Annotated in this window: 12 protein-coding genes; 6 read left to right on the top strand and 6 right to left on the bottom strand. The window is 64.1% G+C overall.

Annotation, left to right across the window (positions count from 1 at the left end; genetic code table 11):
• The first annotated feature begins 37 nt into the window (after positions 1-37).
• From MUU54_RS00400 to MUU54_RS00410, 3 genes are all read left to right on the top strand, one after another.
• Positions 38-2,227, top strand: coding sequence for a transglycosylase domain-containing protein (locus MUU54_RS00400; RefSeq protein ID WP_376742038.1), 2,190 nt, complete (start codon positions 38-40; stop codon positions 2,225-2,227).
• A 93-nt stretch (positions 2,228-2,320) separates the two neighbouring features.
• Entirely contained in the window at positions 2,321-2,908 is a 588-nt protein-coding gene (locus MUU54_RS00405) for a DUF1214 domain-containing protein (RefSeq protein WP_247242051.1), read from the top strand.
• On the top strand, positions 2,901-3,464 hold the full coding sequence (locus tag MUU54_RS00410) for a DUF1254 domain-containing protein (protein WP_247242052.1): 564 nt from the start codon (positions 2,901-2,903) through the stop codon (positions 3,462-3,464). Before MUU54_RS00405 ends, MUU54_RS00410 begins: the two co-directional genes overlap by 8 nt.
• 10 nt (positions 3,465-3,474) lie before the next feature.
• Here MUU54_RS00410 and MUU54_RS00415 read toward each other — a convergent pair whose 3' ends face one another.
• Complete coding sequence (locus MUU54_RS00415; protein WP_247242053.1) at positions 3,475-3,660, bottom strand: hypothetical protein; 186 nt, start codon at positions 3,658-3,660, stop codon at positions 3,475-3,477.
• A gap of 576 nt (positions 3,661-4,236) precedes the next feature.
• Between MUU54_RS00415 and MUU54_RS00420 the strand changes: the two genes are divergently transcribed.
• Positions 4,237-5,250 (top strand): DUF2336 domain-containing protein, encoded by a 1,014-nt coding sequence (locus tag MUU54_RS00420; protein WP_247242054.1) that lies wholly within the window; start codon positions 4,237-4,239, stop codon positions 5,248-5,250.
• A 3-nt stretch (positions 5,251-5,253) separates the two neighbouring features.
• Here MUU54_RS00420 and MUU54_RS00425 read toward each other — a convergent pair whose 3' ends face one another.
• The 5 genes from MUU54_RS00425 to MUU54_RS00445 all read right to left on the bottom strand — a co-directional run bounded on the left by MUU54_RS00425 (position 5,254) and on the right by MUU54_RS00445 (position 8,938).
• The gene (locus MUU54_RS00425; protein ID WP_247242055.1) at positions 5,254-5,598 is read right to left on the bottom strand and encodes a DUF1491 family protein; all 345 of its coding nucleotides are present in this window, start codon (positions 5,596-5,598) and stop codon (positions 5,254-5,256) included.
• 91 nt (positions 5,599-5,689) lie between these two features.
• Positions 5,690-6,010: a hypothetical protein gene (locus tag MUU54_RS00430; RefSeq protein WP_247242056.1), complete on the bottom strand. Its 321-nt coding sequence runs from the start codon at positions 6,008-6,010 to the stop codon at positions 5,690-5,692.
• A gap of 69 nt (positions 6,011-6,079) precedes the next feature.
• A complete protein-coding gene (locus tag MUU54_RS00435) occupies positions 6,080-6,319 on the bottom strand; it encodes a hypothetical protein (RefSeq protein ID WP_247242057.1) in 240 nt (79 codons plus the stop codon).
• Positions 6,320-6,459: 140 nt separating this feature from the next.
• Positions 6,460-7,431 (bottom strand): peptidoglycan-binding domain-containing protein, encoded by a 972-nt coding sequence (locus MUU54_RS00440; RefSeq protein WP_247242058.1) that lies wholly within the window; start codon positions 7,429-7,431, stop codon positions 6,460-6,462.
• Positions 7,403-8,938, bottom strand: coding sequence for a sensor histidine kinase (locus tag MUU54_RS00445; protein ID WP_376742028.1), 1,536 nt, complete (start codon positions 8,936-8,938; stop codon positions 7,403-7,405). The genes MUU54_RS00440 and MUU54_RS00445 overlap by 29 nt, the downstream gene beginning before the upstream one ends.
• Before the next feature lie 457 nt (positions 8,939-9,395).
• Between MUU54_RS00445 and MUU54_RS00450 the strand changes: the two genes are divergently transcribed.
• Entirely contained in the window at positions 9,396-9,821 is a 426-nt protein-coding gene (locus MUU54_RS00450) for a DUF5330 domain-containing protein (RefSeq protein ID WP_247242059.1), read from the top strand.
• 198 nt (positions 9,822-10,019) lie between these two features.
• Positions 10,020-10,442 (top strand): SufE family protein, encoded by a 423-nt coding sequence (locus MUU54_RS00455; RefSeq protein ID WP_247242060.1) that lies wholly within the window; start codon positions 10,020-10,022, stop codon positions 10,440-10,442.
• Positions 10,443-10,448 lie beyond the last annotated feature (6 nt).

Below are 10,448 nucleotides of genomic sequence, written 5' to 3' on the forward strand. Positions count from 1 at the left end.
GGACGATCCAAACATGGGGCCGGAGAACCGGCCACAGATGCGAGACGAGCAGCCGCGCAAGAAGCGCCACCTACTGCTGCGCATCGATTCATGGATCGACTCCACCGTCTGGAACCTCGGCTTCCGGCTCGGCGAGATCTGGGAAGAGATCACCATCTTTTCGCGCAGGTTCCGCGTCCGTGGCTGGAAGAAGGCGGCGTTCGAGCTTGCCGGAGAGGCCATGACGCTGGGCACGGCCGGCGCCGTCGTGCTTCTGGCACTCGCCCTGCCCGCCTTCGAAGAAACCAAAGAAGATTGGCGCAATCGTGGCGACTTCGCCGTCACCTTCCTCGACCGCTACGGCAACACCATCGGCCACCGCGGCATCATCCACGAGGATTCCGTACCAATCGACCAATTGCCGGACCACCTGATCAAGGCGGTGCTGGCAACGGAAGACCGGCGCTTCTTCGACCATTTCGGCATCGACTTCCTTGGCCTCGTGCGCGCAATGAACGAGAACGCCAAGGCGGGCGGCGTCGTGCAGGGTGGATCGACACTGACGCAGCAGCTCGCCAAGAACCTGTTCCTCACCAATGAGCGCTCCTTCGAGCGCAAGATCAAGGAAGCCTTCCTGGCGCTGTGGCTGGAGGCCAACCTTTCGAAGAAAGAGATCCTCTCCTATTACCTCGACCGCGCCTATATGGGCGGCGGCACCTTCGGGGCGGCGGCTGCGTCGCAGTTCTACTTCGGCAAGAACATCACCGAGGTGAACCTTGCCGAAAGCGCGATGCTGGCGGGCCTCTTCAAGGCACCGGCAAAATATGCCCCGCACGTCAACCTGCCCGCCGCCCGCGGCCGCGCGAACGAGGTTCTGACCAACCTCGTGCAGAGCGGCCTGATGACCGAGGGGCAGGTGATCGGCGCGCGGCGCAGTCCCGCGACCGTGATCGACCGGGCGGAGGTCAAGGCGCCGGATTATTTCCTCGACTGGGCCTTCGATGAGGTGCAGCGGCTTGCCAAGCAGGGCAAGATCACCGAGCGCTCCGTCGTCGTGCGCACCACGATGGACATGGGCCTTCAGGAGGCGGCGGAAACGGCGCTGGAATCCAGCCTGCGCGAATATGGCGAGGGCTACCGCGCCAAGCAGGGCGCCATGGTGATGATCGAGAACGGCGGCGCCGTACGCGCCATGGTGGGCGGTCGCGACTACGGCGAAAGCCAGTTCAACCGCGCCACGCGGGCCCTGCGCCAGCCGGGCTCCTCCTTCAAGCTCTATACCTATGCCGCCGCGATGGAGAAGGGCTTCACGCCGGAATCGGTGATCTCCGATGCGCCGATCACCTGGCGCGGCTGGTCGCCGCAGAACTACGGCCGCTCCTACAAGGGCCGCGTGACGCTGATGACGGCCATGTCGCAGTCGCTCAACACCGTTCCCGTGCGGCTTGCCAAGGAGGAACTCGGGACCGAGCGGATTGCGGAGCTTGCCAAGGCGATGGGCGTCGAGACGCCGCTTCGCACCGACAAGACAATCCCGCTCGGCACCTCCGAAGTGACCGTGCTCGACCAGGCGACCGCCTATGCTGTGATGCCGGCGGGCGGCGTGCAGTCGCGCCGTCATGGGATCGCGCAGGTCGTGGGCTATGGCGGCGAGGTGCTCTACGACTTCCAGCGCGACGAACCGCCGGCGCAGCGGGTGCTGTCGGAGCAGGCGATGTCCTCGATGAACCGTATCCTGACCAACATTCCCTATAACGGCACCGCGCGCCGCGCCGCTGTCGACGGCGTGCTGACCGCCGGCAAGACGGGGACGTCGCAGAGCTATCGCGATGCCTGGTTCGTCGGCTTTACAGGCAACTACACGGCCGCCGTCTGGTTCGGCAACGACGACTACACGCCGATGAACAACATGACGGGCGGTTCGCTGCCGGCCATGACCTTCAAGAAGCTGATGGACTACGCCCACCAGGGCATCGAGCTGAAGCCGATCCCGGGCATCGAAAACCCGTTCCCGGAAGGCGAAAAGAAGGAAGAGGTCTTGGCAAAGGCGGACGAAAGCGAGGAAGCGCTTCCGCCGCTGGTGCGGCCACGCTCCATGTCGGCAGAATCCACCCGCGTCCTGCGCCGGATCGCGGAGAAGCTGAAGACGGCCGCCCCGCTACTGCCGGCGACCGCCAAGCTTGCCGATGCCACGGTGACCGGATCGGTGGAAACGCCGGTAAGCGACGCGCCAGCGATCGCGCAGTAGCCCGCTCCTCACGGGCGCTGCCGTGTTTGTCGTTCCTTTCGGGCAGAATCAATGCTAACCCTCGCCTGTCGTTGTTGAGGGCATGCCTTTCCCGTGTTTCGTGTTCCGTTTCTTGTCGCCATTGCGCTTGCGATCGCCTTCGGCGGCGGAATCTGGTCGACCCTGTGGGCGCTCGAGGCGACCACCGGCTTCGGCGCCATTCGGCTCGGCGCCTGGGAAGCCTTTCCGGAGGCACAGACGGCAAAGGCGGACCCTTACGCCAAGTCCCATCGTGCGGCCGCCGGCGCGCTCCTTTACGGCAGCGCCGAGGGACTGACCTTTACCGCCGTGACGGACGAGACGGGTGCCCCGCTTCGCACCGGTTGCTCCTACAAGATCGCCGGTCACACGCCGCCGGCACGGCTCTGGACCCTCTATACGCTGCAGAGCGGCAAGACGAACCGGCCGCAGGACAGCAAGCTGCCGGTGGCGCTGAATTCCCGCTCCATCCTGCGCCATGCCGACGGATCGTTCGAGATCCAGGTTTCAACCGATGCCAAGCCGCGCAACTGGCTGGCCGTGCCGGAGCGGGGACGGTTTCGCATGCGGCTGACTTTGCTAGACACGCCGGCGGCGGGAAGCTCCGGCCTGATCGACCTTTCGATGCCGGTGATCGAGAACATTGGATGCGGCCATGCTTAAGGTGCTGTTTGCCGTCATCACGGGTGTTGTCGGCGCCGCGCTGCTTCACCTGGTGATCATCCTGTCGCTACCCTATTTCAGCGAAAAGGACGCCTATACGCGCGTACTTGCCGAAGGCGACCGTCACGTCTTCCACCGGCTGCCGGACGCGCTCGACCGCGCGGGGCTGGTCCAGAACGATCCCTTCATGGAAACCTCCGTCTGCGCCTATGACATTTCGCAGGGCCCCATCCGCGTCTATGCCGGCGGGGACGTGCCGTTCTGGTCGATGGCAATCTATGATGCAGCATCCAACGAGGTATTCAGCATCAACGACCGGACAGCCGCAGCGGGTATCCTGGACGTCGTTCTGGCGACGCCTGTGCAGTTGACGGTATTGCGCAAGTCGCTACCGGAGCCGATCACGCAGTCGATCCTGGTGGAAATGCAGCAGGCCGACGGCTATGTGATCCTGCGGACCATGGTGCCGCAGCCGAGCTTTTCGACGAACGCGAGCACCTTCCTGTCAGAGGCTGTCTGCGCGCCATTCGACTGGCGCCAGAGGCAGCAGTTCTGACCTCTTTCCTTTAGTTCGGTTCCAACATCATCGGCTTCTGGGCCGGCTGCGAGGACATGCTTTCCAGCCGCTCGTAACGGACGCCAGTGAACATCAACAACTGGGCGCTTTCGGCGCCCTGGCTTCTGCCGATCATGATTTCCGGTCTGCGGCGCTGCTGTTCGCGCCATCGGTTCAGCACTACAATCTCTGCCATGCTCGTCTCCATAATAGTCCGAGACGGATGAATGAGGTTCAATTTCACCCTGCCCCCTTCGGGCCGACGCATCCCTTCTACGGGCATCTGCGCCTTACTCGCCGCGTATGCCGGAGGCACGTTGCGACACTGCGACCAGTCCCGCCGAACCGGCTCCTCCAAACAGGCGCGGCTGTGGCACCTCTTCCGGCGTTTTCCGGCATTTGTCCGGAACTGAGCTTCATTCAGCCAGCAAGGAGTAAACTATTTGTTAACGCTAATAAAAGGTGCCCCCTGAATAACAGGTGGGCATCTTCAAGAACGCCGGACGTGGCTTTTTGTTCACACTCCGGTCATCACGTTCACTTCATCGCAAGATCGCGAGCACCCACGGGAGTCCCGTTCCGACGCATCTTCACCGGCTATTAACCGTGGCATGTTACCGTCTGGTTTACCATGACGGAAGGGCTGTGCGGGCGGACGTATTCCGGACTGTGCGCCCGCTGCCGGACGGGATCGGCCGGGCCGTCGGCGGTGACTGTTCATCCCGACGGCGTGCTGCCACGAGTTTGTATTGCGTAACGTGTGAGTTTGGCCGTGACGGACCAGTTTCGAGATCTTGAAAGGCCCCTGGCCATCCGCAGGAAGGACGTGGTGTTGAGTGCCACCGTGACGAGTTTCGACAGTCTCCCGCATCCCTCCCGCTCCGAACTCCGCCAATTCGCAGAACTTTTCGGTCCGCTGTTTACCGCCTCGAGCGATGGGGCACGCCGCCAGGCGGTCGCTGCGCTATCGCAGTCGAAGACGGTGCCGCCGGCCGTCGCCTTCTTCATCGCCTCGCAGCCGATCCCCATTGCCGCACCCTTCCTGGCCGCCTCCCCCTGCCTCAGCGACGAGACGCTGATCACCATTGCCAGGACCCAAGGAGCGGCTCATGCCAAAGCGATCGTGCTGCGCGAAAACCTGTCGCCGAAGGTGATCGACGCGCTGGTGAGCCTGCGCCACGACCGGCCCGCAGCACCGCCGAAGGAAAGCCCGCAAGCAGAAGTCCCGGAAGCAGCTGCTCCTCAGCCTTCCGCCGCCGAGACCGAGCGTCTGTGGCGCGAGGAGGAACTGCGCCAGCGGATCAAGGCGCTCGCCCATCACGTGCACCGTGCCCAGGACGACCGGCTGGGGCTGCGCACATTGACGCCCGTTCAGGAGGCGCTGCTGGTGCGCTTTGCGCGCAATCGCGAAGGCGGGATGTTTGCGACCGCACTTGCCGACGGCCTGACCGCAAGCCGCTGGCTGGCGGAACGCATCCTGCTCGACATCTCCGGCCAGCAGCTCGCGACGACGCTGAAGGCGCTCGGCATGGATGAGGAGGATGCGCTGTTCGTGCTGGAGCGCTTTTACCCGCATCTTAGCAACCGGACGAACGGCATCAGCCGCGGGCAGTTCCTCTGGAACGCGCTCGATGCCGGCGACTGCGGCAGGCGCGTGGAAGCCTGGCGTCGGGCCGACAGTTACACGGTCAACGACGATGGTGGTGCCGTGGGTGGAGCCGATGCGGCAGAACCGCAGTCGCCGCGAATCTTGCGCTCGGGCCGCGGCCTGCGCCGTGTCGGCTAGGCTCTACGGCCTGGCATCGACCACCGCGAAAAGCCCGTCTACATCATCGACATCGAGCTCGATCAGCCACAGGTCGCGGTCGAAGCTGCGCTCCCGTTCGATGAGAGCGTCGATCTCCGCTGGCCCAACGTTGTCGAGCCGCTTCTCGAACCGGCGCTCCGTCACCTCTTCATCGAACACGTTCTGCGGTGCGGGGCCATAGAGGGTTTCGGTGCCGTCGCGGTGGCGGTGGCGGACGAAGACCGCACCCGCCTCTTCCGCGCCCTTGTGCTCCACCGCCGCAAACCCACCGGCGGAAAAGACACGGCGGGTCAGTACGGTGACGAAGATATCGGAACGGATGCGCATGAAGGCGTCTTAGCCGAGTTGCGTATCAGCGAAAAGACGGTGCGTCCGTTGCGGGGATCGAGGACCGTTGCCGTCATTAGGAAGTGGTCCCCTAGACGCCGATGCGGCTGGCTTGGCTTCCGGTGCCCACTAGGAGGTGGTAGTAGGTGTCGCCGATCATGCCAAAACAGGCGCTGCTCCCGGTGAGCCGGTCCTTGTGGCTGGAATCGGCATGGCGCTGGTAGACGCCGTTACCGTCACGGGCGAGGTGATCCTGCAGGAAGGTGCTCCAGTCCGCCTGCGGAGCAGACGTCTTGTCCGTCACAGTTGCATCCTTTTTGGTCGGATCCCAGGCAGTGACGGTCTCGCCCGCCGCAGCATCCGTCACGACGAGCGTGCCGGCAGCGAGGGCGGCAAGCATGGCATCGGCCATTGCACCAGTACCGCTACCGGCCTTCAGCCCGTCCAGCTTGGCGTAGAGCGCCTTCAGGAAGGCGGGACTTCAGATATCCTCGACTGCGCCAGCGCCAGCCACTTCCGCAGGTTGTTCGTTGGCGGCGGCCTGCGCCTTCAGGCTGGCGATCAGGCGCGACAAGCTGGTTTCCTCCACCTGATCCTCGTCGCGGTTGCTGGAAAACAGGATAGCCGCGAGGGATCCTTGCGAGCCGGTGTCCGAGGCGCTAGCAGCACCCTGCCCTTCGGACGCATCCTTGAAGCGTTGAGCGCCGTCTGCTGCGACCACAGGCGAACAGTGGTGATTTCCAATACCATATTGCCTCTCCAACGATGCGTCAGGGCAGGATGCCCGTCACGTCTATGGTAAGAGGCTAGTTCGGCTGATTTGCGCGAGGCTGGATGGCCGAAGGCCGTTGAAACCGGGCGTCAGAGGGCCCCGATCGACTTCAGCTTCTTCAGCACCAGTTCGTTTGGCTCCCCGGTTTCGGGGAGGCGATAGTGCTTCTCGAAGCGGCGAATGGCGGCCTTCGTCTGCGAACCGGCCACACCGTCGACAGCGATGTCGGTATAGGCGATGTTGGAAAGGCCGCGCTGGATCTGGATCACCAGGTCGGCGGAGGCGGCGATCTCCGGGCCGAGATCGCGGGGCGGTCTGGCGGTTTGAGTCGTCTTGGCCAATTGCGCCGCCGGCTTCTCGTCGCCTTCCGAGGCGCGGATGGCCGCGGCGACCGGGTCCTCGACGGCGGCGTTGACATCTTCGGCGGGGCGGGCGGCCGGGACGGCAACGGTTTCGATCGGCAAGGAAACGGAATTGGCGGACGCCGTCTCCACCGCGGCGGCCGGTGCCTTGCTGAGAGCCGCCAGCAGATCCAGCGTCGCCTCTCCCGTCTGCGGCAGGCCTTCGGCTTCCTCAAAGAACAGGATGGCGGCCGCCGTCTGCGGCCCAATCAGGCCGTCGGCGGGGCCGTTGTAAAGCCCGCGTCGGGCCAGCTGACGCTGGAGCTCGGCCACCAAATCGCGTGCGGCGTCGGCCGTCCGGACCGACTGCGCGTCGGCGGCTGGAGCGGGATCTGCTTCCGGGGCAGCGGTGTCCTCGCGTTCGATCCGGAAGGTCGTAACTTCTTCGGGGGGCGTGCGGTGCGCGGGCCGATAGCCTGCGATGCCGTTCGGATCCTCCGGATCGCGGGTGGCGAGGAAGGGGGCGGGATGATTGCCCGGCTGGTACCACAGCGCATTTGCGGCGACGAAGCCAAAGACGACGGCGAAGGTCGATACGCCGAAGACGCTGCGAGGGTGACGTGCCGCCGCGCGTCCTGCCGCCTGGACGAGGCGGGACAGGATGCCGGGTTCCTGAACCTGCTTCTTTCCCTTAGGCGATTTTCGCTTTCGCGGCGTCATTCTCTGTGTCCTGTTCGTCCTTCTTGGCCACGTCTGCAGTCGCTCTCAGCCGCGGCGGAAATTCGACCATGGGGTCGGCGGGCTCGTCCTCGGCCCCGGCGATACCGTTGCCATCGGCCGGAAGCATGACAGTGACGACGGTCCCCTCGCCGAGCCGGCTCTCGATATGGAACCGTCCGCCGTGCAATGCAACAAGTCCCTTGACCAATGCAAGACCAAGGCCGGTCCCTTCATATTGGCGGGTATAATCGTCCTGCACCTGAGTGAACGGCTGGCCGATGGTGGTGAGCTTGTCGTCGGCAATGCCGATGCCGGTATCGCTGACGGTGAGCACCAGGTCCTTGCCGCCGAGGGTCGCGTCGAGCGATACCACGCCGCCGGCATCGGTGAACTTGATGGCGTTGCCGGCAAGGTTGATGAGGATCTGCTTGACCGCGCGGCGGTCGGCTACGACTTCGCCGAGACCCTTTGCCGTGCGGGCGGTGAGCGTCACGCCCTTGCCCTTGGCCTGCAGGTCGAGCATCGCGCGGCAACCTTCCACCACGTCGCCGATGGGGAAGGGTTCCGCCAGAAGCTCGTAGCGGCCCGCCTCGATCTTGCTCATGTCGAGCATGGTGTTGACGACGGAAAGAAGATGGGCGCCCGACTGGCGGATCAGCCCAACATATTCCTTCTGCCGATCCGTTTCCAGGCGGCCGAAATATTCGCCGGCGAGTACATCGGAAAACCCGAGGATGGCGTTGAGCGGGGTGCGCAGTTCATGGCTGACGGCGGCGAGGAAGCGCGACTTGGCCTCATGGGCGGATCGTGCCTCCGAGACCCGCAAGCTGGCTTCGTCGCGCAGCGCCTCTTCGGCGGAGACATCGTTGAGCTGGGCGAAGACGGCGACAAGCTCGCCATCGTCCCGCCGCAGCGCCGCCATCTCGATACGCCCATGCAGGAACTGCCTTCCTTCGGCACTGTAGATGCGCTGGATGCGGACCATGACGGAGGCCCGCTCGTCGCCCTGGCGAAGCGTATCGAGCGCGTGCATAAGCGCGATGCGGTCGGAGACATGGATGAGCTCGGCGAGTCGCTGGCCGACGGGCTCCTGCAGCGCCGCTGGAAATGCGCCGCGGTCGCGACCGCCGGCTTTCTGGACAAGGCCGTGCGGATCGAGCATCAGCGCCAGCCCCGGGCAGGCATTGAAGACGGCATCATCGCCAGGAGTCGAGGCGGGCTCGACCGTCTCGCCGCGGCCGAGCTGCAGGGTTGCGGCAGCGGCCATTAGGAAGGCAGAGACAGCGATCGTGGCGCCGACCGGCAGCGCAATGGAGACAGGAAAGACGGCGCTGAGCGCGGCGGGCAGGACAAGCGCGGCGACACCTGCATTGAGCGTGACGCGGCGCAGCGCGACGACCGCCCGCCCCCGCGTTTGCGCCGGCTGACCAAGGCCTTGCAGCCAACGGTCGGCAACCTGGTCGACATGACCGATCGCCCTTCCGGCAATGTTACTCAATACGCGCACGCAGTACCCTAACGCCAACTCCAAAACTCAGGCTCAGACATTAGGCGCCGGCGGCTTAAGGAAAGGATAAAACAGGGTCCGCCGGACGTGTCAAATTGGCCCGAATCCCATTTTGAAACGGCCGCATCGGCGCATTTTCATTCATGGTTAACGGCGCGTAAGCAGCGGAATAGCTTGCATTTTTCTCGTCGTGTTAACGACTGTGGCGAAGACAGCGGACGGGAAGCGGCGGAACCGGGGGATTGCTGTCATGATTATGCTTAACGCCTGTGGCCAAGATTTCGCAGGCCGCGTTCAGAAGCGGGGTCAGAATGAGGATCGTTCAATTTTTACTCAAATCTGCCGAGAACTCGACCGATGTTTTCAAACAGCGATTCGCTTCCCTGAACTAGGGTAGCCCCAAGACCGGGAGAGACCCGGCGGCCGACCGGGCTTTGACGGGTGGGTGGACAGGACAATGTGGTTTCTGATCAAGAGCAGTATTACATTTTCGCTGGTGCTGGTGGCGCTTTCCTATTTCAGCAGCCGTCCCGCCGTTGAAGCGGAACGTGCCTCTCAGGTGCAGGTGCAGGATGCGGTCAGTGCTGCCGCCCAAGCCTATCAGTATCTGAGCGCCATCTGCATCGAAAAGCCGGATGTCTGCGTCAAGGGCGCAGAAACCTTCTCCGCGCTCGGCCAGCGGGCGAAGGAAGGCGCACGCGTCGCCTTCGAGCTTCTCGACCAGCAGTTTGCCAACGACCAGCCCGCAATCGCACAGGTTGCCGACCCGCAGCCGATGCCTGAAAAGCCGGTCGCGACCTCTTCCGCCGCCGACACCATCTCCACCGGCACGATTGCTACCGCCGGCGTGCCGCTTCCGCAAAAGCGCCCGGCCCATCCCTGAACGTCGGCTTGCGCCGCTTCGCAGAGGCGAACGCCGCCTCCCTTCCCTCTTGCGCCGGGTTCTGCCTCTGGTCCCGGCGCCTGCCTGCCCCTGAACTTCAGCCCTGTTAAGCCGTGAGGTGACTTCTCACGGCCTTTTCCGGTTCACGAGACGGACATTCCTTCCTATATGCAGGCCAGTGACAGAAGGATGCATGCGATGGCCAAGCTCGACCAGATCATCGACGATTTTGCCTATCTCGACGAGTGGGAAGACCGCTACCGCTATGTCATCGAGCTCGGCAAGGCGCTGCCGGAATTGCCGGAAGAAAAGCGCAGCGCAGAGAACAAGGTGCAGGGCTGCGCCAGCCAGGTCTGGCTCGTCAGCCATGTCGCCGAGGACGGGGCCGATCCGGTACTGACCTTCGAGGGCGATTCCGATGCCCATATCGTGCGCGGTCTGGTGGCAATCGTGCTCGCCACCTATTCCGGCAAGCATGCCTCGGAAATCGCTCGCACCGACGCGATCGAAATCTTCAACCGCATCGGTCTTGTTGAACATCTGTCGGCACAGCGGGCGAACGGCCTGCGGTCGATGGTCAAGCGCATCCGCGACGAGGCGCAGCTGCAGACAGCCGCCTGACGAAAG

Source organism: Pseudorhizobium tarimense (genome assembly GCF_022968135.1).
Lineage (GTDB): Bacteria > Pseudomonadota > Alphaproteobacteria > Rhizobiales > Rhizobiaceae > Neorhizobium > Neorhizobium tarimense.

Bases quoted from the DNA above. Each gene is read 5' to 3' on its own strand.
- MUU54_RS00430 (WP_247242056.1), bottom strand. From the start codon at position 6,010: ATGGCCGATGCCATGCTTGCCGCCCTCGCTGCCGGCACGCTCGTCGTG.
- MUU54_RS00410 (WP_247242052.1), top strand. From the start codon at position 2,901: ATGCTTAAGGTGCTGTTTGCCGTCATCACGGGTGTTGTCGGCGCCGCG.
- MUU54_RS00440 (WP_247242058.1), bottom strand. From the start codon at position 7,431: ATGACGCCGCGAAAGCGAAAATCGCCTAAGGGAAAGAAGCAGGTTCAG.
- MUU54_RS00415 (WP_247242053.1), bottom strand. From the start codon at position 3,660: ATGGCAGAGATTGTAGTGCTGAACCGATGGCGCGAACAGCAGCGCCGC.
- MUU54_RS00400 (WP_376742038.1), top strand. From the start codon at position 38: ATGCGAGACGAGCAGCCGCGCAAGAAGCGCCACCTACTGCTGCGCATC.
- MUU54_RS00425 (WP_247242055.1), bottom strand. From the start codon at position 5,598: ATGCGCATCCGTTCCGATATCTTCGTCACCGTACTGACCCGCCGTGTC.
- MUU54_RS00450 (WP_247242059.1), top strand. From the start codon at position 9,396: ATGTGGTTTCTGATCAAGAGCAGTATTACATTTTCGCTGGTGCTGGTG.
- MUU54_RS00455 (WP_247242060.1), top strand. From the start codon at position 10,020: ATGGCCAAGCTCGACCAGATCATCGACGATTTTGCCTATCTCGACGAG.